Here is a 26,525-nt window from a genome sequence, read left to right as displayed (position 1 = left end):
CGGTCGGGCCCGGGCTCAGTCCAGCTCCCGCGCGTGCCGCGAAAGCGCCGAGGTGGCCAGGGAGTTGTGCACGCTGAACGCCACCGTCCCCGGCAGGTAGCGGTCCTGGGACCACTCCACCGGCGTGCCCGTCGGGTCGGTGGTGCGGCGCCGCTCGCGCAGCAGCGGACCGCCCCGGCGGCAGCCGAGCAGCCGGGCGTCCTCGGCGTTGGCGGCGACGACGTCGATGGTGTGGTCGGCGTCGGTGAACAGGATGCCGTGCTCGCGCAGCACCTCGGTGTGCGAGACCACGTCCGGCGGCAGCTCGGCGACGATCTCGCCGACCCTCGGCGGGTAGACGGTGCGCTCGACCATCACCGGCGCGCCGGACAGCGTCCGCAGCCGGACGATGACGTACACCTCGGCGCCCGGCTCCAGGCGCAGTTGCTCGCGCTCGGCGGCGTCGGCGGGGCGGCGCACCAGCGAGTCCAGGATGCCGCCGGGCTCCTCGCCCATCGAGTACGCCCAGTGCGTGAAGCTGAGCAGTTCGGAGAAGCTCTGCACCCGGGCGCCGCCGAGCACCACCCGGCGGGTGCCGCGGCGGGAGGTGACCAGTCCGTCGGAGCGCAGCACCGCGAGCGCCTGGCGGACGGTGCCGCGGGAGACGCCGTACTGCTCGGCCAGCGCGCCCTCGGCGGGCAGCCGGCCGGCCTCGCCGAACGCGCCGGTGGTGATCGCTTCCCGCAGGTCGGCGGCCACCTTCCGGTACAGCGCGCCGGGGCGCTCGGCCGGGCGTTCCCCGGTGGCCGGGTGGTCTCCGGCTGCCGGGCGCCCCTCGGCCTCGGGGCGCTGGGGCTCAGTTGCCACGTCAGTCAAGTTCCCTCCTGGGGCGGTGTCCTGCGCAGCCGTACCGGCGCGGACAGCCCGACCCTATCCCGCTGCGCCTTCGAAGCATCGCACCGAACGGATCACGCTCCGATGGCCTGGTTCCACCGTTCCCGCAGCCGACCCCGGTTCCGGGCCGTCCGTTCACCTTCCCGTCACCGGGCTCCGGCGTACTTACTGATGTCAGCAAAGTTGGCTAGTCAACTCGGACGACGTCGAACAGCCGCTCACCCCGGCGGGACCGCCGTCTTCGCGAGACGCCAGCCCGCGGACCATCCCGCGAACGCCCCTCGCAGTACGCCCCCCAACAGGAGACTTCCCCGTGACCGTGCACCGCGCCCGCGCCGCCGCCTTCGCGGCCGTACTGACCGCCGCCGCGCTCTCCCTCACCGCCTGCGGCTCCGCCGGTTCGAGCGCCAAGTCCGGCGACGCCGCCAAGGGCGGCGGCAAGGACGCCAAGACGGCCGTCTCCGCCGCCGACTTCGGCGGCATGGACGGCCTGGTCGCCGCCGCCAAGAAGGAGGGCAAGCTGCACGTCATCACGCTGCCCCGGGACTGGGCGAACTACGGCAAGATCATCGACAGCTTCAAGGCCAAGTACGGCATCGAGGTCGAGGAGGAGAACCCGGACGGCTCCAGCCAGGACGAGATCAACGCGATCAACTCCCGCAAGGGCCAGGACCGCGCCCCCGACGTGGTCGACCTGGGCAGCGCCTTCGCCCTCCAGGCGGTCAAGGACGGCATCCTCGCCCCCTACAAGGTGGCCACCTTCGACAAGGTGCCGGACACCATGAAGGACGCGAACGGCGCCGCCGTCAACGACTACGGCGGCTACGTCTCGATCGGCTGCGACGCCAAGAAGATCGCCAACTGCCCCAAGACCTTCGCCGACCTGCTCAAGCCGGAGTACAAGGGCCAGGTCGCCCTCAACGGCAACCCGACCAAGTCCGGCTCCGCCTTCGGCGGCGTCTACGCGGCCGCGCTCGCCAACGGCGGTTCGCTGGACAACATCCAGCCCGGCATCGACTTCTTCGGCAAGCTGAAGCAGTCCGGCAACTTCAACCCGGTCGAGTCGACCCCGGCCACCGTCGAGAAGGGCGAGACCCCGATCTCGATCGACTGGTCCTACCTGAACGCCGGCTACACCGACGAGTTCAAGGACAAGGGCGTCGACTGGAAGGTCTCCATCCCCACCGACGGCTCCTACGCCCAGTTCTACAACCAGGGCATCAACAAGTGGGCCCCGCACCCGGCGGCCGCCCGCCTGTGGCAGGAGTACCTGTTCAGCACCGAGGGCCAGAACCTCTTCCTCGGCGGCTACGCCACTCCGTCCACCTTCGAGGCCCTGAAGAAGGACGGCACCCTGGACACCGCCGGCGCCGCGAAGCTGCCGACCGTCGAGAAGCCGTTCACCACCTTCCCCACCGTGGACCAGATCAACGCGGCCAAGAAGGTCGTCACCGAGAACTGGACCAAGGCCATCGCGGGCTGACCACCCCGCCACGCACCGAACCTCGGGCTGAGAAAAGGCACTCATGACCACGGCTCCCACCCCGGTGCCGACCACCCCCGCCGCCACCTCCCCCGGTGGCGGCGCGGGGGCGTCCGCCACCGCCACGACCTCCCCCGCCACCACCGCTCCCGCCCCGCGCCGACGGCGGTTCGCCCGCCTCGGCGGCGCGTCCTGGCTGGCCGCCGTACCGCTGCTGCTGTTCTTCCTGATCGGCTTCGGACTTCCGACCGTCGCCATCGTGATCGGCGCCTTCACCACCTCCAGCGACGCGGAGACCGGCGCCGGGCAGTTCACCCTCGACAACCTGGCGGACTCCGTCCAGGGCGGCTACCTGACGGCCATGCTGAGCAGCCTCAAGCTCTCCGCGCTGACCGCGCTGCTCGCCACCGCGCTCGGGCTGCCGCTCGCCCAGGCCGTCGTCACCTCCCGGCACGGCTGGCTGCGCCAGGCGGTGCTCACCGCCTCCGGAGTGCTCGCCAACTTCGGCGGCCTGCCGCTCGCGTTCGCGTTCGTCGCCACCCTCGGCAACGCCGGCGAGATCACCAAGCTGCTGCACCTCACCGACCACGGCTGGTCGCTGTACTCGTTCACCGGTCTGACGATCGTGTACCTGTACTTCCTCATCCCGCTGATGGTGCTCACCATCACCCCGGCCCTGGACGGCCTGCGGACCCAGTGGCGCGAGGCGGCCCAGAACAACCGCGCCACCACCGTCCAGTACTGGCGGCACGTCGCCCTGCCGATCCTGCTGCCCTCCCTGCTCGGCGGCTTCGTGCTGCTGTTCGGCAGCGCCTTCGCCGCCTACGCGACGGCCGCCGCCATGGTCGGCGCGACCGTCCCGCTGGTCAGCCGCTCGATCGCGGACGCGCTCTCCGGCAACGTGCTGGTCGGCCAGGGCAACCTCGCCCTCGCCCTCAGCCTCAACATGATCGTCGTGGCCGTCCTGGTGATGGCCGTGTACCTCCCCCTCCAGCGCCGGAGCGCCCGATGGCTCAGCTGACCACCCCCGCCCGTCCCGGCCGCCGCACCGTGCGCTGGTGGCGCGGTGCCGTGCTGCTGCTCGCCGGCGTCTACTTCACCGTCCCGCTCGCGGCCTCCTTCTGGTTCTCCATCGACGACCCCCAGGGCATCTCCTTCGCGGCCTACACCGGGCTGCTCTCCGCCCCCGGCTTCCTGGACAGCCTCTGGCTGACCCTCGGCCTCGCCCTCGTCACCGTCGTGGTGCTGCTGCTCCTGCTCGTCCCGGCGCTGATCGCCGTCCGGCTCGGCTCGCCGAAGCTGCGCCCGGTCATCGACGTGCTCTGCACCCTGCCGCTGGTCGTCCCGCCGGTCGCCCTGACCGCCGGCCTGATCGGCGTGCTCAAGTGGGGCCCGGACTACCTGATGGACACCCCGTTCTTCCAGACCTTCGTGTTCATCCAGAACCCCGACTTCCCGCTGGTGCTGGTCATCGCCTACGTGCTGATGGCCCTGCCGCTCGCCTACCGCGCCCTGGACGCCGGCCTGCGCTCGATCGACGTGCGCACCCTGGTCGAGGCCGCCCGCAACTGCGGCGCGAGCTGGCCGCGCGCGGTGTTCACCGTCGTCCTGCCCAACCTGCGCGGGGCCCTGCTGAACGCCTCCTTCCTCACCCTGGCCCTGGTGCTCGGCGAGTTCACCGCCGCCTCGATCCTCGGCTTCCAGCCCTTCCCGGTCTGGATCTACTCGGTCGGCAACAGCCAGGCCCACATGTCGGTCGCGGTCTCCATCCTGAGCCTGCTGCTCACCTGGCTGCTGCTGCTCCTGCTGGCCACCGCCGGGCGCGAGCGCCGCACCAAGACCGCCACCTCCTGAACCCCACCCGGAGTCACCCATCATGACCACGGCCACCGCCATCGCCAACGGCGTCCCGCTCTCCCCCGGCAGCGCCACCGTCGAGTTCCGCTCCCTGCGCCGCGCGTTCGGCACCACCACCGCCCTCGACGGCCTGGACCTGACCGTCCGGCCGGGCGAACTGCTCGCCCTGCTCGGCCCGTCCGGCTGCGGCAAGACCACCGCGCTGCGCATCCTGGCCGGCTTCGAGCAGCACGACTCCGGCGAGGTGCTGGTCGACGGCCGGGACATCACCGCGATCCCCGCGCACAAGCGCGACGCCGGCATGGTCTTCCAGTCCTACAGCCTCTTCCCGCACCTGACCGCGCTGGACAACGTCGCCTTCGGGCTGCGGATGCGCGGCGCCGGCAAGGCCGAGCGCCGCAAGCGGGCCCAGGAGCTGCTGGAGCTGGTCGGCCTGCCGCAGCGCGCCGAGCACTACCCGCACCAGATGTCCGGCGGCCAGCAGCAGCGCATCGCGCTCGCCCGCGCGCTCGCCCTCCAGCCGCGCGTCCTGCTGCTGGACGAGCCGCTGTCCGCGCTGGACGCCAAGGTCCGCCTCCAGCTGCGCGACGAGATCCGCCGCCTCCAGCAGGAGCTGGGCATCACCACCCTGTTCGTCACCCACGACCAGGAGGAGGCGCTGTCGATGGCCGACCGGGTCGCGGTGCTGCGCGCCGGCCGGCTGGAGCAGTGCGCCACCCCGTCCGAGCTGTACGGCCGGCCGGCCACCGCCTTCGTCGCCGAGTTCGTCGGCACCATGAGCCGCATCCCGTGCACCCGCACCCCGGACGGCGTCGAGGTGCTCGGCCGCCGCCACGCGGTGGACGGCGAGGTCCCTGCCGACGGCGAACTTCAGGTGCTGGTCCGCCCGGAGAACGTCATCCTGACCCCGGACGAGGACGGCCCCGGGATCGTCGTCACCGCCTCCTTCCTGGGCGCCGTCACCCGGCTCACCGTGCGCCTGGCGGACGGCACCGAGGTCAAGGCCGACCTGCCCACCGAGGCCGCCGCCGCGCTGCCGGCCGGCGCGCGGGCCGCGCTCACCCTGCCGGACCGCCCGGTACTGGTGGACCGCCGCGCGGCCTGAGAGCCTCGTACCTCCCCGCTCCGCCCGTGGAAGCGCCGAAGAACCACCGAAGGTACCGCCATGCCTGACACCGCCATGCCCGCATCCCCCGCCCGGCCCGCCGCCGTCCTGTTCGACATGGACGGCACCCTGGTCGACACCGAGCAGCTGTGGTGGCAGACCGCCGCCGAGCTCGCCGAGGAGCTGAACCGCCCGCTCACCGACCAGGACGCCCCCGAGGTGCTCGGCCAGGCCGTCGAACACACCGCCGCCCATCTGCACAGGGTCAGCGGCACCAGCCTCGGCGAGGCCGAACTCGCCTCCCGGCTGGGCGAGTCCTTCGCCGGCAAGGTCGCCGCCGAGACGGTGCCGCGCCCCGGCGCGCTCGCCCTGCTGGCCTCGCTGCGCGACGCCCGGGTGCCCACCGCACTGGTCTCCGCCTCCCCGCGCCGGGTGGTGGACCTGGTGCTGTCCGCCATCGGCCGGGACTGGTTCGCCGTCACCCTGGCCGCCGAGGACACCGCGCGCACCAAGCCCGCGCCCGACCCGTACCTCGCCGCCGCCGAGCGGCTCGGCCTGGACCCGGCCGTCTGCCTCGCCGTCGAGGACACCCCGACCGGGGTCGCCTCCGCCACCGCGGCCGGCTGCGCCGTGCTCGCCGTGCCGTCCACCCCGGTGCCGATGCCCGAGGGCGAGCGGATCACCCTGCTCGCCAGCCTGGAGCAGGCCGACCTCGCCCTGCTCGGGAAGCTCGCCGCCGCCGGCGCGGTTCGACCCTGACATGCCCTATCTGCTGCTCACCCTCGCCATCGTCAGCGAGGTCTGCGCCACCAGCTGCCTCAAGCTCACCGAGGGGTTCTCCCGGCTCTGGCCGAGCCTCGGCGTCGGCCTCGGCTACGCGCTCTCCTTCCTGCTGCTCGGCCGCGCGCTCAAGCACATACCGGTCTCGGTGGCGTACGCGGTCTGGTCCGGGGCCGGCACCGCGGCGGTCGCCGGGATCGGCGTGGTCGCCTTCGGCGAGTCGCTCGGGCGGCTCCAGTGGCTGGGGATCGCGCTGGTGATCGTCGGGGTGGTCGTGCTCAACCTCAGGAGCGGCCACTGACCCGGCCGGCTCCACGGAGCACCCCACTGACGCTCCGGGGCGGGGCGGACCCGCCCCGCCCCGGCGCCCTGACGGCGGACGGGCGGTTCCTGCTCGCCCGGGTCCGGCTGATGATCTCGACACCGGCACCGCGGGCCCGCCACCTGGACAACCGGTACGCCCTCCGGCAGGCCCTCGCCGCCACCTTCGGCGAGCCCGTCGCCCCGCGGGAGTGAGCGCCCGTCAGTCGGCCGCCACCCGGAATCCGATGTTGCCGGCCGAGCTGTCCGGGGTGTTGGAGCTGCGCGCCGCCACCCGGTAGCGGTTGCAGTAGGACGCGTGGCACAGGTGGGAGCCGCCCCGCATCACCCGCGCCGCGCCGCCCGGCGGGCCGAGGGGGTCGCGGCGCGGGGCGCCGGCGTGGCGGTGGTGGTCGGGGCTGAACCAGTCGGCGCACCATTCCCACACGTTGCCGACGGTGTTGTACAGCCCGAAGCCGTTGGGGCGGAAGGCGGTCACCGGGGCCGTGGCCCGGTGACCGTCGGCGGCCGTGTTCAGCGTGGGGAAGATTCCCTGCCAGGTGTTGCACCGGTGCCGCCCGCCCGGGGTGAGGTCGTCGCCCCACGGGTAGCGGGCCTGCTCCAGGCCGCCCCGGGCCGCGTACTCCCACTCGGCCTCGGTGGGCAGCCGGGTGCCGGACCAGGCGCAGTACGCCCGCGCGTCACTCCAGGAGACGTGGACGACGGGGTGGTTCTGGCGGGTGGTGACCGTGGAGCCCGGCCCCTCCGGTGCCCGCCAGGTGGCCCCCGGGACCGCCCGCCACCACGGCACCTCGGCCACCGCCTCCGCGGTGGCCGCGAGTTGTGGCGGCAGGAAGCCTTCGAAGACGTACGAGAAGCCGAACGCCTCGGCCCCGGTGCGGTAGCCGGTGTCCTTGACGAAGGTCGCGAAGGCGGCGTTGGTCACCGTGGTCGGCGCGATCCGGAACGGGCTCAACTCGACGGTGCGGACGGGCCCTTCACCGTCGGCCGGGTAGCCGTCGCAGTCGTCCGTGCCCATCAGGAAGCGTCCGCCCGGCAGTTCGGTCAGCTGCCGCGCCACCCGGGCCCCCCGCGGTGCGGCGGGCAGCGGTGCGGCGGGCGGAAGTGCGACGGGCGCGACGGGCCGGTCCGTTCCTCGTACTGGAGTGCAGCAGCGTCCGGGGGTGGTCGGCACAGGGTTTCCTCCGGAAGGTCCCGGGCCCGGGGGCGGCTGTGCGCCACCGCCCCCGGGCCGTCGGTCGGCGGGTCGGTCAGGCCGCCCGGTCGGCGGCCAGCTGCGCCGCCAGTGCCGGGATGTCGAGCGCCTGCTCCTCCTGCGGCGTGGCCTGGTGGAGCAGGTTGGTCAGCTGGTACGGGTCGGCCGAAAGGTCGTAGTACTCGCGGAACTTCACCTCGCCCGTCCCGGACACCACGCCGTCGGCGTCGGTGTGCAGCGCGTAGTACTCGGTGTACTGCCGGCCCTTGGCCACGTACGAGGACCAGGTGGGCGGGCCGCCCGCCGCCGTGCCCTGCTTCCACCACTCCACCAGCAGGTGGTCCCTGCTGTGGGCGGTGAGCAGCGAGTGGCCGTCCTGCGGGGTGTCGGGCGTGATCCCGGCGGCGTCGAGGATGGTCGGGGCGACGTCGATGTTGGCGACGATCCGGTTGTCGACCGTGCCCGCGCCGAGCCCGCCGGCCGGCCAGGACAGGTAGAACGGCACCTCGTGGGCCGGGGAGTAGGGCACGGACTTCTTGAGCCAGCCGTGGTCGGCCCAGGTGTAGCCGTTGTCCCCGAGGTAGACGACGAGGGTGTTGTCGAGCTGGCCGAGCGCCGCCAGCTTGTCGTGGACCGCCTGTACCGCGTCGTCGACGGAGAGCAGGGTGCGCAGTTGGCGGGTGCGCACCGCTTGGGCGTCGGCCAGGGTGGCAGTGGCGTTCCGGATGTAGGCGGGCTTGTCGCTGCGGTCGTCTTCGGGCACCGAGGGCCGCCCGTTCCACGGCGGGACGACGGTGTCCGCGTACCGGGCGGCGGGGACGTTGGGTTCGTGCGAGGCGTACGGGGTGACGTAGGCGAACCAGGGGCGGGGGTCGGTGGCGGCCTTGTCGAGGAACGCCAGGGTGCGGTTCCTGATGATGTCGGTGGTGTAGCCGGTGAGGGTCTGCACGGTGCCGTTGATGTTCCAGTCGGCGTTTTCGTACGCGGGCTTGAGCAGCGCCCACTCCTCGAAGTGCGGCGGATTGTCCGCGAGCGTCCAGGAGTTGAGGTACTTGCCGAAGAGCCCGGTGCGGTAGCCGGCCTGCCGCAGGTAGCGCTGGACGGTGGTGTGCTGGTCCAGGCTGTACGAGGCGCCGTTGTTGCGCACGCCGTGGTTGTGGGCGTGGCGGCCGGAGAACACCGAGGACCGCGAGGGCGCGCAGAGCGGCGTGGTGACATGGCCGTTGGTGAAGCGGACGCCGTGCCCGCTGAGCCAGGCGGCAGTCTGCGGGGTGGCCCACTCGGTGTGCTTGGGCTGGTCGTCGGTGACGATCAGCAGGATGTTGGGCCGGGCGGCGCCGGCCGCGGCGGCCGGACTCGCGGCCGCCTGGAGCACCGTCGGGGTGGCGGCGGCGGCCGCCACGGCCGCGGCGCCGGCGAGGAAACCGCGCCGCCCGACCCCGGGCGAACCATTCGTCCTCGAATCACTGGTCTCTTCCACTGAATTCCCTCCATGCTTTTCCGTAATTCCATCCGCGGTCGTTCGGGAAAATCCCGCCGACCGCACCGGAATCATTCACGGGGAAGCGGCCCACCGGCCCGCAGAACGTCCACGCCCGCACCCCGGACAGCATTCACGGGCATGGCGACTCACCGGGGATCCGCTGTGAAGGAACCGGGGAACCTCGTCGACCTGCACGAACAGTGCGGGTGCGAGCCACCCCGAGAAGGTCCGACGCGCCACGGCCGGCCCCCGTCCACCCGACCGGGGACCGCCGTCGGCTCACGCCGGAGCGGCCGTACAGAGGGCGCTCGCGAGCCGTCCGAAATCGACGTGCCGGCGAGCAGCCAGGAACTCTCCAGCTGCCATGGGTGCGACTTTAGGAGTTACCGGCGAACACTGGCAATACCTGGGCGCTTTTGTTTCCGCGCCGTTTCGGATATCCGGCCGCAGATTGCCCCGGTCGACGAACCGGACTCGCGTCCTGCGGGGCACGGCCGCCCCGGCCGGCTGTCGCCGACCGGCCGGAGCCGATCGCCCGACTCCGGCCGATCGCCCCAACTCGCCGGTGGCGAAAGGAAGTCGGCGCCGCCGACCTCCCGGTCGTGCCGCCCGCGGCCTTCGCTACGGTGTCCCCCATGACGGACCCCCGGCCCCATCACTACCGCTTCGTCCACCGCGAGCTCGCCCGCCAGGTGCTGGAGTTCGGCCCGCGCGTGGCCACCCCGACCCCGGACGGCGGCAGTCTGCTGCCCGTCGTCTCCCAGATCTGGGACGACCTGGGCGCCACCCTGCCGCCCGGGGACCGCCTGTCCGGCCACGGCCTCGACTGCCGCCACCTGTCGGTCGACGGCCACCACATGCTGCTGGTCACCCTGCCCGCCCCGGCCGGCGCCACCGAGGCCCACTTCGTCGCCGCCGTACACCCCAAGGGCGCCAAGGCCGTCCGCTACGTGACCCTGGAGCACGCGCTCAGCCCCTTCGACGGCAGCCCCGGCACCGTCCTCGGCGAGTGGACCACCGGGAACCACCTCAACCACGGGCCGGGGCCCTCCCCCGTCGCCGAACTGTTCGTCGCGGCCGTGGTGCAGCTCGTCACCCCCAAGAAGCGTGGCTTCTGGCGCCGTTGAGGTCCACTCGTACGTGTTGCACCCGGAGCCGGGCCGCCGACGTCAGGACCGCGTCGACGGCCCGTAAAGGTCCCGCGAACATCCGCCCCCGGCCCCGGCGGCACTGATCACCGGCGTCCCGGCCGGGGCTATGCTCGCCCGGTCCGACAACCCGAGCCCGGGACTGACCGCCGGGGTGAACTACACCACGGGCGGCGCAGCCGCGCTCAACGGTGCCGGAGGCGCCATCGGCGGCAGCGGCAAGGGCCGGATCCTGCCCGCGCTGCTCGGCGGCGGCAGCGCGCTCGTCACCGGCGTCTGGGGAGTGGGACATGACTGACACGACCGCCCCGTCGCTCTGGCTCTCCCTGCCGGAGGGGTTCACCGGCATCGACCTGGCCGAGGACCCGGGCGACCGGATGAGCCGGATCGTGGACGGACTCGACGCGCTCACCGGCGCCGGTCCGGAGCAGAAGCTCGGCATCGCCGTCTCCGCCGAGCTCGCCCTCCAGGCGCAGCTGCGCGAGGGCGCGGTCCACGTCTCCACCTGCCTGGTGGAAACCGAGGAGGGCGGGATCGTCCAGGGCATGTTCAGCCTGTTCCTGCGCGAGCAGGAGCAGGGCGCCCCCGGCACCTACCCCCAGCGCGTCGCCGCCGAGCTCTCGGCCGCGTGGCCGGACGCCGACGTCGACGTCCTCGACTTCCCGCTCGGCCGGGCCGCCGTGACCGTCCGCGACCTGGCCGTGCCCGTGTCCGGGACGGCCTACGGCCTGCCGGGATCGGGCGTCGCGACCGTCCGCCAGCTGGAGGCCCTGTTCGCGCACCCGTGGAGCCCCCACGTGCTCGCCGTCGTCTTCACCACCCAGCACCTGGATCACTGGGACGACTGGTCGGTCCTGGTGGGCGCCGCCATCGGCGGGATCTCCTTCCACCCACCGCTCGACGAGACGCGCGACGCCCTGCCGCCCGAGCGGCGGGACAACATCCGGAAGGCCTTCGGATGACCACCGCCCGGTCCGACGAGGGCACCCGGAGCGGGCTCCGCCGGCTCGGCGGGGCCCTGGCCCTCATCGCCGTCTCCACCGCGGTGCTCGTCGGCGTCATCGCGCTGGACGTCCACGTCAACGGGTTCCTCGCCGGCGTGGTGGGGCTGGTCTACCCCCTGGTCGTGCTGTACGCGTTCGCCGTGCGTCCCGACACCGGCGGCGACCCCCGGTTCCGGAAGAACGCGGTCGCCTGGGGTCTGGGCGTCTCCGCCGTCGGCTTCGTCGCCTACCTGGCGGGCACCGAGGCCTGGGCGAACCTGATCCTGGGCTCGGGGCGGACCGTGCAGGCCGTGGTCGTCGGTGAGGAGGTCACCAATGTGCTGCACGACTCGGGGCGGGTGTACACCCTGGCCTCGGCGGGGTCGGCCGACGCGGTGCCAGGCGGCCCCCTCACGGAGGACTCCCGCCGGTTCGGGCGCGGTGACGTCGTCACCGTCCGGATGGATCCGGCCGGGCGGGTCGCCCCCAAGCTGCCCGGTGAGGCCGACTCCCCCGCCGCCCTGCTGCTGTTCCTCGGCTGCAACGTCCTGATCGACGGCACGGTGCTCTGGTCCGTCCGCAGGACCGGGCCGTCGCCCGCCTGAGCCCGTCAGCCAGCCACCGTCAGCCGTCAGCCGTCAGCCGCGGAACGGGCGGGCGTCCCACGACGCCCGCCCGGTGCGGGGTGCCCGATCAGCCCAGCAGGGCGGGCAGTTCGGCGATCGAGCCGAGCACGTGGGTGGCGCCGTCGGCCCGCAGCCTGGCCTCCTCGTGGGCGCCGGTGAGGACGCCGGCGACGATCGAGGCACCGGCCCTGGTGCCGGTCAGCATGTCGTAGCCGGTGTCCCCGGCCACCGCGATCTGCCGGACCGAGTCGGTGCCGGTGCGCAGCAGCGCGGTGAGCACCATGTCGGGGTACGGGCGGCCGCGGCCGGCCTCGGCGGGGCAGAGGGTGAGGTCGGCGACGGACTGCCAGCCGAGGGCGTCCAGGATGCGGTCCTGGGTGGTCCGGGAGAAGCCGGTGGTGAGGACCACCTTGCGGCCCCGGCCGCGCAGTTCGGCGATGGCCTCGGCGGCGCCGGGCAGGGCGGCGCAGTGGCCGGCGCCCACCAGGTCGTCGTAGGCGGCCTCGAAGGCGTCGTTGGCCAGCCGGGCCTTCTCCTCCTCGCCGAACAGGTGCCGGAAGACGGAGATCTTGGACTCGCCCATGGTGGCCCGGACGTGGGCCAGCATCGGATCGAACTCCGGGCTGCCGGCCTCGACGCCGAGCTTCGCGGCGGCCGCGGTGAAGGCCTGCTCGACCAGGCCGTCGTCGGCCACGGTGGTGCCGGCCATGTCGAGCACGACCAGACGGATGTCGGTAGTCACAGCAACGTTCCTTACAGGTTGGCGAGTTCGGCGGTGGTCTCGGCGATGGCGGGCGAGCAGGTCATGCCGCGGCCGCCGGGCCCGGTGACCAGCCAGACGCCGTCGCGCACGCGCTCGCGGTGGACGACGCGGGTGGAGTCGACGCACTGCGCGTACACCCCGGCCCAGCGGCGGCGGATCCTCGGCATCGGGCGGCCGAGCAGCTCCTCGACGACGCCCGCCAGGTGGTCGTACGGGTCCTCGACCACGTCGAAGCCGAAGGGCTGGTCGTACTCGTGGGTGTCGCCGACGGTCAGTCCGCCGTCGCGGCGCTGGACCATCAGCAGCTGCATCCTGTGCTCGGCGGCGACCGGCGGCTGCGGCTGGGTCTCGCGCAGCCGGTCCAGGGCGGTGCCGGCGAAGGCGGGGTAGTAGCGGAAGCTGTCGCCGTCGGCGACGGAGGTGGTGAGGGTCTCGCCGAGCGGGTCGGTCTGCATCATCTGGAGCCGGACCCGGCGGACCGGCAGGGCGGGGGCGAGTTCGCGGACCAGGCCGCCGAGCCAGGCGCCGGTGCAGAGGACCACCAGGTCACCGGTGTGGACGTCGCCGTGGTCGTCGCGGACGGCGTTCTCGCCGACGACCTCGCGCACCTCGCGTCCTGGCAGGAAGGTGTACCGGCCGGTGGACTCCAGGTACCCGCGCAGCGCGGGCTGGGCGGTGCGCGGCTCGACGGCGGCGTCGCGCTCGCACCACAGGGCGCCGAGCAGCTTGCCGCGCAGGGCCGGGTTGGCGGCGCGGGTCTCCTCGGGGTCGAGCAGCCGGTAGCCGCGGACGGCGGCGTCGGGCAGGGCCAGGGCCTGCTCGGCGACGGCGAGTTCGGCCTCGGTGCGGATCGCGGTGAGCGATCCGTTGGCCCGGAAGCCGAGGTCGGGGACGCGGGCGCCGATGGACTCCCACAGTTCGCGGGCGCGCAGCGCGGTGTCGAGTTCCTCGCCCTGCGCCCGGCCGCTGACCCAGACCAGGCCGAAGTTGCGCACCGAGGCGCCGCGCGCCTCGGTCTCGCGCTCCAGGTGGACGACCTCGTGGCCGCGTTCGACTGCCTGCCAGGCGTGCATGGTGCCCAGCACGCCCGCTCCTACGACGATGACTCTCATGCGGCCAGGCTGATGCGGCCAGGTGTCCGAGGGGCGTCAGGATGCCGTCCCGCAGATGAATCGCCTGAAAAGTTGTACAGACAACCCGATCAGTCATCGCGGCCGGATGGCCGCGGCCGAACAGAAGCGGCCGAAGAGAAGCGGCCGAACAGGAACGGCCGACCACGAGAGGACGGCTACGAGCAGCCGGTCACCAGCGGCCGGTCACGAACGGACCACCCGCGCCCGCAGGTAGTTGCGCCGACCGAAGTTCGGCTCGTCCACCGCCGTCAGCTCCTCCACCTGGAAACGGTAGAGCGCCGCCGCCCCGCCCCCGGTGAGGAACTGCCGCCTGGTCTCCTCGTCCTGCGCGAAGGCCGGGTACCGGCCCCGGTACGCCGCCAGCGCCGCCTCGGCCTGCCGCCCCCAGGCCTCGCCCGCGCCGCCGGTCAGCTGGAGGCCGCGCAGCTGCTCGCCGAAGACCGGCGGCGGCAGGAAGACCGTGGCGGCGGCCCTGGCCTCCTCGGCCAGGTGGTGGCTGTGCCGGGTGGAGCGCTCGCTGACGAAGTAGAGGACGAGGTCGTCGTCGTAGGCGAAGAAGGCCAGGTTGGCGTGCGGCCCGTGTTCGTGGCCCGCGGTGGCGAGGGTGAGCACCATGGCCTCCGCCAGCAGCCCCTCGACCCCCTTGTCCAGCAGGTCGCCCGGCCAGTCCCCCTGCGTGATGTCGAGTCGGTACGGCATTCGGCACTCCCTCCGCTGGCACGCCCGGCGCCCGCGCGCCCGAGCACGACTGAGCCGGGCGGGCGCCCCCTCGGGAGGCTCCACGCCCGGCTCACATGCTCCACCCGCCGTCCGAAACCGGACAAGGGCCGGGCGGACTACGGAATGGCGACGACTTCCGGGGCCGCGGCCGCGGCCCGGCTCAGTGCCGCTGCACCCCGTACACCGAGTGACCGTGCCCGACCAGCGGCACTTCCCCGGGACCGAGCAGCGGCCGCAGCGCACCCGCCCGCATCCGGTCCACCAGCGGCCCGCAGCGCCCCGCGAGCGGCGCCAGCACCACCGCGACCAGCATCCCGGCCAGCGCGCCCACCGCCACGTCGTGCGGGTAGTGCACCCCGACCCAGACCCGGGAGGCGGCCATCAGCACCGCGAAGAGGCCGGCCACCCAGCCGAGCCGGCGGTCGACGAACCAGAGCGAGGCCGCGGCGGCGAAGGCGATCACCGAGTGGTTGCTCGGGAAGGACCAGTCCCCGGCACCGGGGCAGGTCTCCAGCGCGACACTGCCGGGGATCTGGGCGCACGGCCTGAGTTCCTCGACGGCGCTCTTGAGCACCGAGTTGAGGCCGTACGCGACGACCACGATCACCGGCGAGGCCAGCACCCTGGCCATCACCGCCGAGTCCGCGCCGCGCGCCCGCCACCAGGCGTAGAGCATGAAGACCGCGAACAGTCCGAGGCCCAGCGCGGACCAGACCTTGATCAGCTCGTCCAGCCAGTGCGGCGCCGACTGCGCCCACTCGTTGACCCGGGTGTACAGGCCGCCGTCGATACCGCTGCCGTCGTACACGGCGAGCGCCCTGGAGGGCATCAAGCGTCACCTCCGTGACGTCGCGCCTTACGGGCGCGGAACAGTTCGAGAACAATGGGGAACACGGAGACAACTACTACCAGACCGATGATCGGCAGCAGGTACTGGTCGATACCGGGGACGGACGAACCGAGCGCGTACCCGGCGAGCACCACGCCGACCGTCCAGACCACGCCTCCGGCCACCTGCCAGAGGGTGAACGAGCGGACCGGCACTTCGAGTACGCCGCAGAGCGGATTCAGCACCGTACGGACCACCGGGATGAACCGGGCGAGCACGATCGCCTTGCCGTGGCCGTACCTGGTCAGCAGCTCCTCGGCCCGCGCCACGCCGTCCAGCAGGCTCCTGCGCCTGGTCCGGCGCAGCAGCGCCCGGCCGCCGCGCCGGCCGATCAGGTAGCCGACCTGGGCCCCGCCGAGCGCGCCCACCAGGGCGGCGGGCAGCACCTGCCACAGCTCCAGCCGCGGGCCGCCGGTGGCGCCGGGCACGCAGAGCAGCCCGGCGGTGAACAGCAGCGAGTCGCCGGGCAGGAAGAAGCCCACCAGCAGACCGGTCTCGGCGAACAGCACCACGGCGATGCCGAGCGCGCCGAACGCGGCGAGCAGTGAGGACGCGTCCAGCGGGTTCACCGCGAGGTGAACGGCCGGATCGACGGGGAACTGGAGCAAGGCCGGCGAACCTCCCGTACGTTGGAGGGCGGCCCGCACGGGAACCACCCCGACCGTCTACATTAACGTAGACGGTCTACATGACTGTAGACGAAACCTGGAGGAAGCGCCGCCATGCCCGACGTACCGTCCGCCCGCCGGCCCGCCGGGGAGCTGGAGGCCGAGGTACTGGCCGCCCTCTGGTCGGCCCGGCAGCCGATGACGCCGCAGGACGTCCAGGCCGCGCTCGGCGGGGACCTCGCCCGCACCACCATCGCGACGATCCTGGCCCGGCTCTTCGACAAGGGGACGGTCGAGCGCACCCGGGCCGGCCGCGCCTACGCCTACACCCCGACCGTCCAGGACACCGCCGGCCTCGCCGCCCGCCGGATGCACACCGAGCTCGGCCGCGAGGCCGACCGCTCCACCGTGCTGGCCCGCTTCGTCTCCGACCTCTCCACCGAGGACGAGCAGCTGCTGCGCGAACTGCTCGGCGACAGCAGCCCGGAGGCGGACGCACCGGGCACGCCGGGTGCGGGCACGCCGGGGGGAGCGACCGGCCGATGATGCTCGCCGTCTGGGTCCCGCTGCTGCTGCCCTTCCTCGCCGTCCCCCTGGCCCGCCGACTCGCCGAGGCGCTGCCGCCGCGGGCCGCCGCCTGGACGCTGGCCGGCAGCGCCGCCGTTCTGGCGGGCGGCACCCTCTGCTCGCTCGGGCTGCTGGCCGCCGCCGGGCTGCTCCGGCTCCCGCCGGTCGCCGCCCTCGGCCACCTCTCGCTGCCCTGGCTCACCACGGCCGCGCCCGCCGCGCCGTTCGCGGCCGTCCTGGCCGCCGTGGCGCTCCTCGTGCTCGTCGTGCGGGCGGCGCGCACCGCCCGCCGGCGGCAGCGGGAGCTGCGCACCGCCCGGGCCGCGCTCCCGTCCGGCGACCTCCGATCGGAGCCGCTCGACCTCCGATCGGAGCCGCTCGACGGCCGGCACCCGGACCCGGCCGGCGCGCATCGGCCCGGCCACGCCCCCTCCCCTGACCGGAATCCGGACATGCGCCCCCAGCGAGCCTCCGTGCGCCGGGCGCGCCCCTCGGCGTGGCCGACCGCAGCACTCCGGGCCGCTGCCCTGTTCCGCCCCACCACGCCGCGCCGGGCCGGCACGCTGCGCCGCCCCGCCGACCACCCGCTCACCGTGCTGGACGACGAGCGCGCCGACGCCTTCGCGCTGCCCGGCCGCCCCGGCCGACCGGGCCGGCCGGGCGAGCCAGGCCGGATCGTGGTCACCTCCGGCATGCTGCGGGCCCTCACCGGCCCCGAGCGCGCCGCCCTGCTCGCCCACGAACGGGCCCACCTGACCGCCCGCCACCACCTCTTCCTCGCCCTCGCCGAGCACGCCGCCGGCATCCACCCCGCGCTCCGCGGGCTGCGCGCCCCGCTCGGCTACCACCTGGAGCGCTGGGCCGACGAGGTGGCCGCGGCCCGGGTCGGCGACCGCGCCGTGACCGCCCGCGCGGTCGGCCGGGCCGCCCTCGCCGCGAACCGCTCCCCCTGGCCGGCCCGGCCCCGGCTGGTCGCCGCCGCCCACTCGGGCCCGGTCCCTCGGCGGGTCGCCGCGCTGCTCCGCCCCCGCCCGGCCACCGCCCCCGGCACCTGGCTGCGGGCCGCCGCCGTGGCCCTGGCCGCCTGCCTGGCACTGAGCACCGGCGCCTCCCTGGAGGCCACCGCCGACCTGCACCACACCGTGGAAGCGGCCCAGCAGGGCACCGGCGCGCAGCGCTGACCCCGCCCGCCGCCGGCCCGGCCCCGGCCTCCCGTCAGCCGGGCGACGCCGGGGCCGCGTTTCCGTACCGCCCGGTATGCCGACTTGCCCGACCCCATCCCCAGCCGCCCACGTCGGCCGTACGCTTTCGTCAGCGCGTCGGCCCCGACGCGTCCTCGAACGGCGGCGAGGAGCAACGCGAGTGCGGCAGACCGGACGGCAGTCCCGACGACCAGAGCGCCGCACCCCGCCGACCGCGGCGGAGCTGGCCAAGGTCCACGAACGCACCCTCGCCGACGCCGCCGCCCGGGAACTGACCGCTCCCGCCCTGGCCGAGGAGGGCGGCGGCCCCGGCCTGCTCGAACCCCGCCCCGAGATCTGCGACTCCTGGGCCCGGCTGCGCCGCCTCGGCCTCGACCCCGACACCGGCGCCGCCACCGTCCTGCTGGGCCCCGCCGAAATAGAACAGCGCCGCCGCACCAGCGGGCTCGACACCGTCCTGCCGGTGCTGCGCGAGACCCTGCTGGAGGACGGCGGCGCGGCCCCGCTGCTGCTGTCCGTCGCCGACACCGAGGGACACGTGCTCTGGCAGGAGGGCGAACGCGGCCTGCGCCGCAGCGCCGACCGGATCGGCTTCACCACCGGCGCCCGCTGGATCGAGGAGAGCGTCGGCACCAACGGCATCGCGGTCGCCCTGCGCGCCCGGCGCCCGATGCACGTCCACTCCGCCGAGCACTACCTGCGCAGTCACCACTCCTGGACCTGCGTGGCCGCGCCGGTGCGCGACCCGGGCACCGGCCGGCTGGTCGGCGCCATCAACCTGAGCGGCCCCGCGCACAGCGTCCGCCCGTACCTGCTCCAGCTCACCGCCACCGCGGCCCGGCTCGCCGAGACCGAGCTGCGCGCCCACCGCCTGGAGGCGCTGCACCAGCTGCGCTCCCTGGCCGCCCCGCTGCTCGCCCGGGTCGGCGGCCCCGCGCTGGTGGTGGACGCGGCCGGGTGGACCGCCGCCGCGGCCGGGCTGCCGCCGCCCACCAGACTGCGGGTGCCCAGCGAGGGCTGGACCCCGGCCACCGTGCAATGGGTGCCGGGCCTCGGCGAGTGCGTGCTGGAACCGCTCGCCGACGGCTGGCTGGTGCGGCCGGTGCGGCCGCCCGAGGAGGACGGCTCCGGCACGGTGACCGCCGAACAGGCCGAGGGCGCCCACCTGCGGCTCGACCTGCGCCGCCCGGACCGCCCCGAACTGTCCGTCCGTGGCGCGGCCGACAGCTGGTCCCACCCGCTCAGCCCGCGCCACGCCGAACTGCTGCTCCTGCTCGCCACCGGGCGCGAGGGCAGCACCGCCGCCCAGCTCGCCGAGGCGCTGTTCGGCGACGCGGGCCGGACGGTGACGGTCCGCGCCGAGCTGTCCCGGCTGCGCCGCTACCTGGGCGGGCTGCTGGCCCACCGGCCGTACCGGATCACCGAGTCGGTGCTGGTCACCGTGGACGGGCCGGACGACCCGTACGACCTGCTGCCCGCCTCCTCGGCCCCGGCCGTCCGGCGGCTGCGGGCGGCGCTGGCCGCGGGGGCGGCCCGGCTGCCCGGCGCGCCGGGCCTCCCGCCGCCGAGGGCCGTCGGGTCGCCGGAGCGCCACTGACCGGTGGCGCCCGGCCGGGCGTCCCGGGGGCCCGCCTCGGCCCCCGGTCCCGGCCGTCGGTCCCGGCCGTCGGTCTCAGCCGTCGGCGAGCAGCGCCGTCAGCTCGGCGTCGGTGGGGCCGCAGTGGCGTTCCTGGTGTTCGGAGACCAGCGCGTAGGTGCGGTCCAGCCAGGCCTGCACCCGGGGCTTGGAGGCCTCCAACAGGGCGCTGCCGTGCGGGGATTCGAGCGCCAGGTGCAGCGTCGCGCCATGGCACGGGCAGTACGCCGGCCACAGCTTGACGTCGCCCTGGCCGCTCAGCGCGCGCAGGCCGTCCCGCAGCAGCTCGCGCGAGAACACCCAGTCGGCCTCGTCCGGTCGTCCCAGATGGAAGGTCAGCAGCACCTCGTACGGGCGCGCGGCCTCGAACCGGAACCGGGTGCGCACCTCGCCGACCACCTCCTCGCCCAGCGAGATCCGCAGCATCAGCACCTCCTCCTCCACCGCCGCCGGAGCGGCGGTGGAGCCGTCCCCATCGCCGCCCGTGGGGGTGGCGGCGAGGGGTGCACTGGAGGCTGCGGACAGCGGGTCGGGCGGCATGACGGTCTCTCCGGGACGGCTTGGGATGCCCTCAGCCTGCGTCACCCGGGCCAGCCGGGCAAGGGTTGCAAGGGGGTTGCAATAATCCCCGTCCGGGGCGACCGCCCCTTACCGCGCTTGTCGGACGGAACGTCAACTTCCGCACGTCGAACGGGTGTCCACGAAGTGGATGGAATCCGTCCAGGGGTCGGTCACCCGCTGGTACGCTCTCGCTCTCCCGGCGCGGGCCCGCCGCGGAAACCGGCCTCGGCGGCCGGGAGCCGGCCCCGGCGGCGACGCGTGGGAGAATACGGCGACGCGACGGCGACTTCGGGGAGGGAGGGGTCCGGTGGCTGTGCGGGAGGACACCGCGCGAGACGTGCAGCACGAGCCCGCACGACACGGCCGGCACGGCCGGTCCGGCCCGTTCGGCGGCCGGTTCAGGCTGCCCACCCTGCGCTTCTCCGGCGCCGCGATGGCGATGTCCACCGTGGTCGGCATCAGCATCGCCACCACCCTGCTGCTCAACGAGCAGCAGGGGATCGGCCGCCGGGCCGGCGTCGCCCGGGTCGGCTCCACCCCGCCGCCCAGTCCGGGCGCCACCGACGAGGCCGAAGCGGTCTCGGCGCAGCCCCGGACCGACGACCCCGCGTCCGGCGGGCCGACCGCGGGCCGGCCCTCGACGCGCCCCTCCTCGCGCCCCTCCTCGCGCCCCTCCTCGCGCCCCTCGGTGGCCGCGCCGGTGGCGGCCACCCCGCCCGCGACCCGCCCGGCGGGCCCGGGCACGCCCCGACCGGGCGGCCAGGCCTCGGCCGGGCAGACCTCGAGCGGCCAGACCGCGGGCGGGCAGGGCACGCCGCCCTCCGGCACCCAGCTCGCCGGCTCCGAACCGGGTACGCCCGCACCGGCCAGGTCCTCACCCTCGCCCTCCCCCTTCGCCCAGGCTCCCGGCACCGGTCAGCCCGCCCCCGGGCGCCCGGCCCCGGCGCAGGAGCCGATCGCCCCCGGGGTACGGCCCACCGCGCCCACCGCACCGTCCGCACCGGCCCGCCCGCTGCCGCCGCCCACCCCCGGCCTGCCGGTCACCGACGGCGTCGCCGACGCCTCGATCGACGGCGCCCCGGTCGACGGCCTCGGCCCCGGCCCCGGCGTCGGCGTCGGCGTCGGCGTCGGCGTCGGCGCCCGCAGGATCACCCCGGACTCCGACCACGCGCTGTCCGGCGCCGGCCGGGTCGGCCCGCTCGGCCGGGACGGCCTGCGGCACCGGCTCACCCTCACCACGACCGAGCCCGTCACCGCCTTCCAAACCGAATTCCGGCTCGCCCCCGGCGACTCGGCCCCCGGTGCCGGCACCGCCTGGACCGACCTTCCGGGCGCCGTGGTGACCGTCCAGCAGGAGCGCGGCACCCTGGTCTACCGCTTCACCACCCCGCCCGGCACCGACGTCCGGCCCGGCCACTACACCTTCGACGTCCGCGGCGCCCGTCCGGCCGTCGACCCCGGCGCGGTGCGCAAGCAGGCCCTGACGGAGAACTGGAGCGTCTCCGCCTTCGCCCTCGACCACCCCCGGGCGGTGGCCGCGCTCGGCTCCTTCGGGCCCGTGCCACCGACGTCCGCCGAGCCGCGGACGCCCGGTGTCCCGGCGGCCACCGCGGTGCGCTGACCTGCCGACGGCCGGACGTTGCGGCAGTCCGACGATCCGACAGTCGACCGCTCCGGACGGGCGCATCCCCGTACCCTCGTTCGTTACTGTGGGCAGCACCCGGCCCGGCGCCCCCACGGGCCCCGGCCGGGCCGTCGTTCCGCACCCGAGGAGGAGTCCGTGTCCACCGTCCTGACCCAAGGCGGCAACGCACCGCTGACCGCCGCGCGAGTGACCGTCGAGGTCAGCGCGCCCAAGGCGCTGGACGTCTCCGGCCTGCTGCTGACCGATGCCGGAAAGGTCCGCTCGGACGACGACTTCGTCTTCTTCAACGCCCCGGACGGCCCCGGTGTCAGTCACCGCCCGGCCGCCGCCGGCACCCCCGACGCGATCACCGTCGACACCCGGGCCGTCCCGGCCGGCATCACCAAGATCGTGGTCACCGCGAGCCCCGCCGACCAGGTCTCCACGTTCGCCGGGACGGAGCCCACGGCCACCGTCCGCGACGCCGACACCGGCGAGGTCCTGGTCACCTTCACCCCGCCCCGGCTGGGTCTGGAGACCGCGCTCATCGTGGTCGAGGTCTACCTGCGCAACGGCGCCTGGAAGGTCCGCGCGGTCGGCCAGGGCTACGCCAACGGCCTCGCGGGCATCGCCACCGACTTCGGCGTCACCGTCGAGGACTCCCCCGCCCCGGCCGCCCGGGCCGCCGCCGCGCCGGTCGCGCCGCCGGCCCCCGAGCCCCCGGTCGCAGCGCCGGCTCCCGTGGCCCCGCCGGCTCCCGTGCCCCCGGCGGCCCCGGCCGCGCCGCCGGCCCCGGTGGAGCGGACCCTCCACCTCCCCACCCGCCCGGTCGCCCCGCCCTCGCCCGCCGCCTCCCCCGTCGACCCGCGGATCGCCCTCGCCACCGGTCAGACCGCCGTCCCGGCTCCGCCCGCGGTTCCCCCGGCGCCCACCGCGCCGCCGGCCCCGGCCGCGCCCGCCAAGATCACCCTGGACAAGGGCCGGGTCAGCCTGGTCAAGGGCAGCTCGGTCTCCCTGGTCAAGAACGGCCGCCCGTTCCTCTCCTCGATCCGGATGGCCCTCGGCTGGAAGTCCGCCGCCCGCGGCCGCTCCGTCGACCTGGACGCCTCGTGCCTCGCCTTCGACGCCCGGCACAAGCGGCTGGAGACGGCCTGGTTCATGAAGCTGAACATCTTCAACGGCGCGATCTCCCACTCCGGCGACAACCTGGTCGGCGGCGAGGGCGGCGACGACGAGGTGATCACCGTCCACCTGGAGGGCCTGCCGGCCGACGTCCACGGGCTGGTCTTCGTCGTGAACTCCTTCTCCGGCCAGAAGTTCACCGACGTGCGCGACGCCTACTGCCGTCTGCTGGACGCCCGGACGGAGGAGGAACTGGTCCGCTTCGACCTCACCAACTCCGAGCCGCACACCGGCGTGGTGATGTGCAAGCTGGTCCGCCGCCCCGGCGGCGAGTGGGAGATGACGGCGCTCGGCGAGTACGTCGACGGCAAGACCGCCCGGGCGATGATCGAGCCCGCCGCGTCGATGCTGTAACCCCGCGGCGTCATGGCCGCGCCCGTCGATTCACCCCTTTGAGGCATCAAGTCGTCCTCATGGCAGCTCGATTGACTCTCAGGGGGGTGAATCGCGCTCCTCCCCGCACCCGAGGAGGAGATCCGTGCCACGCTTCCTGTCCCGCCTCGCCGTCACCGGCACCGCGGCGGTGCTCGCCGCCGGGCTGATCACCCCGACCACCGCCCAGGCCGCCGCCGGCCCCGGCGTCCGCGCCGCCTCGCTCCGCTGGACGGCCCTCGGCGACTCCTACACCGCCGGGGTCATCGAGGCCACCGGCGACGAGACCGCACCGCGCGACGGCTGCGCCAGGACCGTCGAGTCCTACCCCGAGATCATCCGCCGCGACCTGGGCTCCCTGGTCGGCCTGCGCAACGTCAGTTGCAGCGGCGCCACCACCGGCAACGTCGACGTGAGCACCCAGTCCCCCTTCGGCCGCCCGCTCCCGCCGCTCGGCACCGACCCGAACGCCCCCTACCCGGCCGTCCCGCGGCAGATCGACGCCGTCGACCCGGCCACCGACCTGATCACCGTCGGGATCGGCGGCAACGACCTCGGCTTCGCCGAGATCCTCAAGAGCTGCATCGAACTCGGCGCCGTCCATCTCGGCCAGGGCACGCCCTGCAAGGACAAGTTCGACGCCGAACTGCCCGGCCGGTTCGACCGGTTGCGCGCCGACTACGGCCGGATGCTCAACGCGCTGCACGCCAAGGCCCCGTCCGCCAGGGTCCTCACCGTCGGCTATCCGCACCTCGTCCCCGAGAACGCCGCCCTCTGCCGGTACGGCAACCCCCTCCAGTTCGGCACCTTCACCACCGGCGACCTGGCCTGGACCCGCACCGCGCTCGTGGAGCCGCTCGACGCGCTCATCGCCCGGGTCACCGCCGCCCACGGCGACTCCTTCGTGGACCTCTACCCCGCCAGCGCGGGCCACAGCGTCTGCGACGCCGACCACTGGCTGGACGGCGTGCTGACCAGCGTCCTCCCCCTCAGGTACGCGGTGGTGCACCCCAACGCCACCGGCCAGGCGCACACCGCCGCCCTGGTCGAGGACGCCGTCCTCGGCGGCTGAGACCAGGGCAGCCCCCGCACCCGGGCCGGCGGGCCGGCCCGGCGGAACCGTACGAGTCGCTCGGCTTCGAGGTCGTCGGCACCGTCCCCGAGGCCTTCCTCCAACCGGTGGACGGCTACGTCGGCCCGCACGTCATGTACCGCCGGCTCTGACCGGCCGGCCTACTCCTCGATCGCCCCGCCGACCCGCCGCAGGTGCTGCCGGAAGCTGTACGCCGGGTCGGCGGCGCGGCGCTCCAGGTACTCGTCGAAGGCGGTCTGCCGGCGCAGCGTGTCCCCGGCGGCGATCCGCCCGGCCTGCGCGCGTTCGGTCCCGGCGATCGCGCCGGCCGTCTCCAGCACCTCCGCGACCCGGTCGGCGGGGACGAACAGCACCCCGTCCGGGTCGGCGAACACCACGTCCCCGGCGCTCACCGGGTGCGGCCCGAACTTCGCCGTCAGCAGCGCCGCCGGCTCCCGGTCGTCCAGCCGCACCGGGCCGAGCGGCAGCGCGCCGTAGCTGAACACCGGCAGCCCGATCTCCAGCAGCTCGGGGGTGTCCCGGTGCAGCCCCCACACCACGATCCCGGCCACCCCGGCGGCCCGCGCCTCCAGCACCGCGAGGTCCCCGATGCAGGCCTCGTCGGTCCGCCCGCCGTTGTCGACCACCAGCACGTCCCCGGCCGCGGCAGTCCCGCACGCCTCCAGGAACACGTCCACGCTCCCGTAGTGACGCACCGGCAGCACCCGCCCCGCCACCCTGGCCCCGGCCACCACCGACGCGACACCCACCGGCGCCACCCGCGGCCCGACCCCGAGCCGCACACAGGCGTCCGCCACCAGCGGCGTGGACAGCTCCGCGAAAGCCCTCAGCATCCCGACTCCTCCCGTCGAAAGGCCAGTTCACCAGCACGGAATCCTATGGCAGGTCTCAAACTCACACCATCGAGTGAAACTCCGCCGCATACGGCACAGCCCGGCCGAGCGGCGATCAGCGTGACGGCCATCCGAAGGTCCCGGCGCCCTTCGGCTTCGGGCCCGACGCCAAACCGTTCCTCTGACGGCCGTTCCCGCTGACGCCGACGGCCCGCACCCCCCGTCAGGGGTGCGGGCCGCAGTTCGTGGGCGCCGGGTCAGCCGCGGGTGGCCATGGCGCGCAGGAAGAAGGTCAGGTTGGCCGGACGCTCGGCGAGGCGGCGCATGAAGTAGCCGTACCACTCCTGGCCGTACGGGAGGTACACGCGCATCGTGTTGCCCTCGCCGGCGAGGCGCAGCTGCTCCTCGGGACGGATGCCGAACAGCATCTGGTACTCGAAGGAGTCCCGCTTGCGGCCGTTCCACTGGGCCAGCTGGCCGGCGATCTTGATCATGTTGGGGTCGTGCGAGGCGATCATCGGGTAGCCCTCGCCCGCCATCAGGACCTTCAGGGCGCGGACGTACGCGAGGTCCACCTCGTGCTTGCCCTGGAAGGCCACCGACTCGGGCTCCTTGTAGGCGCCCTTGCACAGGCGCACCCGGGAGCCGGGGCCGGAGAACTCGCGGCAGTCGGCCTCGGTGCGGCGCAGGTAGGCCTGGAGGACGACGCCCAGCCAGGGGAAGTCCGCCCGCAGCTCGCGCGCGATGGCGAGGGTGGAGTCGGTGGTGGTGTGGTCCTCCATGTCGAGGGTCACCGTGGTGCCCGCGTCGGCGGCGGCCTCGCAGATGCGGCGGGCGTTCTCCAGCGCGATCTTCTCGCCGTCCACCGGGAGGAACTGGCCGACGGCCGACAGCTTGACCGACACCTCGGCACCGGCCGCGAGGCCGGTCTCCTTGAGGGCCTTGAGCAGGTGCTCGTAGGCCTCGGCGGTGCCGGCGGCCTGGGCGGCGTCCTGGGTGTCCTCGCCGAGGTGGTCCAGGGTGACCTTGCGATCGGTGGCGATCAGGTCGTCGGTGGCGGTCACCGCGTCGTCGAGGACGTCGCCGGCGACGAAGCGCTCGACTATCGCGTGGGTCGGCGGGAACTTCTCGACCACGGTGCGGACCTGCGGGGACCGGGAGGCCGCGAGAAGGGCGGAACGGAGCATCGTGACTCCTGGTGCTGGTGTTTCCAAGGGTGGCAGAAGGGCCGGGGCGGCGGTATCCGGGTGCCGCGCGCGGCGCGTCCCGGGAAGGGTGGCGGCGCGCGACGGGTGGGCGGACCGCCGCCCCGGCGGGGCGACGCCCGGCTGCGGGACCGGGCGTCGCGGGTGACCGGTGGCTACTGGACGAGCCGGCTGGTCGGTGGGGCTGGTCAGCCCATGTGCGGGTAGCGGTAGTCCGTCGGCGGGACGAAGGTCTCCTTGACCGAGCGGGTGGAGGTCCAGCGCGCCAGGTTCTGCTTGGCGC

General features: G+C 74.5%; 27 protein-coding genes. 16 read left to right on the top strand and 11 right to left on the bottom strand.

What is annotated here, in order from left to right; all coding sequences use genetic code 11:
• Positions 1–15 precede the first annotated feature (15 nt).
• Positions 16–750, bottom strand: a complete 735-nt coding sequence (locus ACIQOW_RS32480) for a GntR family transcriptional regulator (RefSeq protein WP_188300203.1) — start codon at positions 748–750, stop codon at positions 16–18.
• A 436-nt stretch (positions 751–1,186) separates the two neighbouring features.
• Between ACIQOW_RS32480 and ACIQOW_RS32475 the strand changes: the two genes are divergently transcribed.
• Genes ACIQOW_RS32475 through ACIQOW_RS32450 form a run of 6 tightly spaced genes read left to right on the top strand, consistent with a single transcriptional unit; the run spans position 1,187 to position 6,399 of the window.
• Positions 1,187–2,356 carry an ABC transporter substrate-binding protein gene (locus ACIQOW_RS32475; RefSeq protein WP_401091009.1) on the top strand — a complete coding sequence of 390 codons (1,170 nt, stop codon included), beginning with the start codon at positions 1,187–1,189 and terminating at the stop codon, positions 2,354–2,356.
• A 43-nt stretch (positions 2,357–2,399) separates the two neighbouring features.
• Entirely contained in the window at positions 2,400–3,377 is a 978-nt protein-coding gene (locus ACIQOW_RS32470; RefSeq protein ID WP_401091008.1) for an ABC transporter permease, read from the top strand.
• Positions 3,365–4,210: an ABC transporter permease gene (locus ACIQOW_RS32465; protein ID WP_401091006.1), complete on the top strand. Its 846-nt coding sequence runs from the start codon at positions 3,365–3,367 to the stop codon at positions 4,208–4,210. Before ACIQOW_RS32470 ends, ACIQOW_RS32465 begins: the two co-directional genes overlap by 13 nt.
• A gap of 22 nt (positions 4,211–4,232) precedes the next feature.
• Positions 4,233–5,318 (top strand): ABC transporter ATP-binding protein, encoded by a 1,086-nt coding sequence (locus ACIQOW_RS32460; protein WP_401091004.1) that lies wholly within the window; start codon positions 4,233–4,235, stop codon positions 5,316–5,318.
• Positions 5,319–5,378: 60 nt separating this feature from the next.
• On the top strand, positions 5,379–6,077 hold the full coding sequence (locus ACIQOW_RS32455) for an HAD family hydrolase (protein ID WP_401091002.1): 699 nt from the start codon (positions 5,379–5,381) through the stop codon (positions 6,075–6,077).
• Position 6,078: 1 nt separating this feature from the next.
• Positions 6,079–6,399 (top strand): multidrug efflux SMR transporter, encoded by a 321-nt coding sequence (locus tag ACIQOW_RS32450; protein ID WP_188300193.1) that lies wholly within the window; start codon positions 6,079–6,081, stop codon positions 6,397–6,399.
• Between the two features lie 222 nt (positions 6,400–6,621).
• Here the strand turns inward: ACIQOW_RS32450 and ACIQOW_RS32445 are convergent, their stop codons facing one another.
• Positions 6,622–7,479: a formylglycine-generating enzyme family protein gene (locus ACIQOW_RS32445; RefSeq protein WP_401090999.1), complete on the bottom strand. Its 858-nt coding sequence runs from the start codon at positions 7,477–7,479 to the stop codon at positions 6,622–6,624.
• 190 nt (positions 7,480–7,669) lie between these two features.
• On the bottom strand, positions 7,670–9,094 hold the full coding sequence (locus ACIQOW_RS32440; RefSeq protein ID WP_401090997.1) for a sulfatase: 1,425 nt from the start codon (positions 9,092–9,094) through the stop codon (positions 7,670–7,672).
• 638 nt (positions 9,095–9,732) lie between these two features.
• Here ACIQOW_RS32440 and ACIQOW_RS32435 point away from each other — a divergent pair.
• The 4 genes from ACIQOW_RS32435 to ACIQOW_RS32420 all read left to right on the top strand — a co-directional run bounded on the left by ACIQOW_RS32435 (position 9,733) and on the right by ACIQOW_RS32420 (position 11,833).
• Entirely contained in the window at positions 9,733–10,224 is a 492-nt protein-coding gene (locus tag ACIQOW_RS32435) for a hypothetical protein (RefSeq protein WP_401090995.1), read from the top strand.
• A 175-nt stretch (positions 10,225–10,399) separates the two neighbouring features.
• Positions 10,400–10,543: a hypothetical protein gene (locus tag ACIQOW_RS32430; protein ID WP_401090993.1), complete on the top strand. Its 144-nt coding sequence runs from the start codon at positions 10,400–10,402 to the stop codon at positions 10,541–10,543.
• Positions 10,536–11,207 (top strand): hypothetical protein, encoded by a 672-nt coding sequence (locus ACIQOW_RS32425; protein ID WP_401090991.1) that lies wholly within the window; start codon positions 10,536–10,538, stop codon positions 11,205–11,207. The genes ACIQOW_RS32430 and ACIQOW_RS32425 overlap by 8 nt, the downstream gene beginning before the upstream one ends.
• Complete coding sequence (locus ACIQOW_RS32420; protein WP_401090989.1) at positions 11,204–11,833, top strand: hypothetical protein; 630 nt, start codon at positions 11,204–11,206, stop codon at positions 11,831–11,833. Before ACIQOW_RS32425 ends, ACIQOW_RS32420 begins: the two co-directional genes overlap by 4 nt.
• Before the next feature lie 88 nt (positions 11,834–11,921).
• Here the strand turns inward: ACIQOW_RS32420 and ACIQOW_RS32415 are convergent, their stop codons facing one another.
• The 5 genes from ACIQOW_RS32415 to ACIQOW_RS32395 form a co-directional block, all read right to left on the bottom strand.
• Entirely contained in the window at positions 11,922–12,596 is a 675-nt protein-coding gene (locus ACIQOW_RS32415; RefSeq protein ID WP_401090987.1) for a phosphonatase-like hydrolase, read from the bottom strand.
• A gap of 11 nt (positions 12,597–12,607) precedes the next feature.
• Positions 12,608–13,729 (bottom strand): TIGR03364 family FAD-dependent oxidoreductase, encoded by a 1,122-nt coding sequence (locus tag ACIQOW_RS32410; RefSeq protein WP_401090985.1) that lies wholly within the window; start codon positions 13,727–13,729, stop codon positions 12,608–12,610.
• Positions 13,730–13,933: 204 nt separating this feature from the next.
• Positions 13,934–14,449: a pyridoxamine 5'-phosphate oxidase family protein gene (locus tag ACIQOW_RS32405; RefSeq protein ID WP_401090983.1), complete on the bottom strand. Its 516-nt coding sequence runs from the start codon at positions 14,447–14,449 to the stop codon at positions 13,934–13,936.
• 181 nt (positions 14,450–14,630) lie between these two features.
• A complete protein-coding gene (locus ACIQOW_RS32400) occupies positions 14,631–15,299 on the bottom strand; it encodes a phosphatase PAP2 family protein (protein WP_401090981.1) in 669 nt (222 codons plus the stop codon).
• Entirely contained in the window at positions 15,299–15,967 is a 669-nt protein-coding gene (locus tag ACIQOW_RS32395; protein ID WP_401090979.1) for a DedA family protein, read from the bottom strand. Before ACIQOW_RS32395 ends, ACIQOW_RS32400 begins: the two co-directional genes overlap by 1 nt.
• A 114-nt stretch (positions 15,968–16,081) precedes the next feature.
• Here ACIQOW_RS32395 and ACIQOW_RS32390 point away from each other — a divergent pair, with 114 nt between their 5' ends.
• The 3 genes from ACIQOW_RS32390 (at position 16,082) to ACIQOW_RS32380 (ending at position 19,333) form a co-directional block, all read left to right on the top strand.
• Positions 16,082–16,513: a BlaI/MecI/CopY family transcriptional regulator gene (locus ACIQOW_RS32390; protein ID WP_401090977.1), complete on the top strand. Its 432-nt coding sequence runs from the start codon at positions 16,082–16,084 to the stop codon at positions 16,511–16,513.
• Positions 16,510–17,715, top strand: coding sequence for a M48 family metalloprotease (locus ACIQOW_RS32385; protein ID WP_401090975.1), 1,206 nt, complete (start codon positions 16,510–16,512; stop codon positions 17,713–17,715). The genes ACIQOW_RS32390 and ACIQOW_RS32385 overlap by 4 nt, the downstream gene beginning before the upstream one ends.
• A 181-nt stretch (positions 17,716–17,896) precedes the next feature.
• Positions 17,897–19,333 (top strand): GAF domain-containing protein, encoded by a 1,437-nt coding sequence (locus tag ACIQOW_RS32380; protein WP_401090973.1) that lies wholly within the window; start codon positions 17,897–17,899, stop codon positions 19,331–19,333.
• Between the two features lie 75 nt (positions 19,334–19,408).
• Here the strand turns inward: ACIQOW_RS32380 and ACIQOW_RS32375 are convergent, their stop codons facing one another.
• The gene (locus tag ACIQOW_RS32375; RefSeq protein ID WP_401090971.1) at positions 19,409–19,912 is read right to left on the bottom strand and encodes an SsgA family sporulation/cell division regulator; all 504 of its coding nucleotides are present in this window, start codon (positions 19,910–19,912) and stop codon (positions 19,409–19,411) included.
• A 328-nt stretch (positions 19,913–20,240) separates the two neighbouring features.
• On the opposite strand from ACIQOW_RS32375, the gene ACIQOW_RS32370 reads away from it, so the two are divergent.
• The 3 genes from ACIQOW_RS32370 to ACIQOW_RS32360 all read left to right on the top strand — a co-directional run bounded on the left by ACIQOW_RS32370 (position 20,241) and on the right by ACIQOW_RS32360 (position 24,183).
• Positions 20,241–21,554: a hypothetical protein gene (locus ACIQOW_RS32370; RefSeq protein WP_401090969.1), complete on the top strand. Its 1,314-nt coding sequence runs from the start codon at positions 20,241–20,243 to the stop codon at positions 21,552–21,554.
• 171 nt (positions 21,555–21,725) lie between these two features.
• Positions 21,726–23,093, top strand: coding sequence for a TerD family protein (locus tag ACIQOW_RS32365; protein ID WP_401091250.1), 1,368 nt, complete (start codon positions 21,726–21,728; stop codon positions 23,091–23,093).
• 124 nt (positions 23,094–23,217) lie between these two features.
• Entirely contained in the window at positions 23,218–24,183 is a 966-nt protein-coding gene (locus ACIQOW_RS32360) for an SGNH/GDSL hydrolase family protein (protein ID WP_401090967.1), read from the top strand.
• A gap of 161 nt (positions 24,184–24,344) precedes the next feature.
• Here the strand turns inward: ACIQOW_RS32360 and ACIQOW_RS32355 are convergent, their stop codons facing one another.
• Together ACIQOW_RS32355 and ACIQOW_RS32350 are read right to left on the bottom strand one after the other, a co-directional pair.
• Positions 24,345–25,037, bottom strand: a complete 693-nt coding sequence (locus ACIQOW_RS32355; RefSeq protein ID WP_401090965.1) for an RraA family protein — start codon at positions 25,035–25,037, stop codon at positions 24,345–24,347.
• 257 nt (positions 25,038–25,294) lie between these two features.
• Positions 25,295–26,224 carry a proline dehydrogenase family protein gene (locus ACIQOW_RS32350; RefSeq protein ID WP_401090963.1) on the bottom strand — a complete coding sequence of 310 codons (930 nt, stop codon included), beginning with the start codon at positions 26,222–26,224 and terminating at the stop codon, positions 25,295–25,297.
• Between the last annotated feature and the right edge of the window lie 301 nt (positions 26,225–26,525).

This window comes from Kitasatospora sp. NPDC091335 (assembly GCF_044757205.1).
In the GTDB taxonomy this organism is placed as follows: Bacteria; Actinomycetota; Actinomycetes; order Streptomycetales; family Streptomycetaceae; genus Kitasatospora.
The sequence above is the reverse complement of the archived record's forward strand: the minus strand, read 5'-3'. Positions and strand labels throughout refer to the sequence as shown.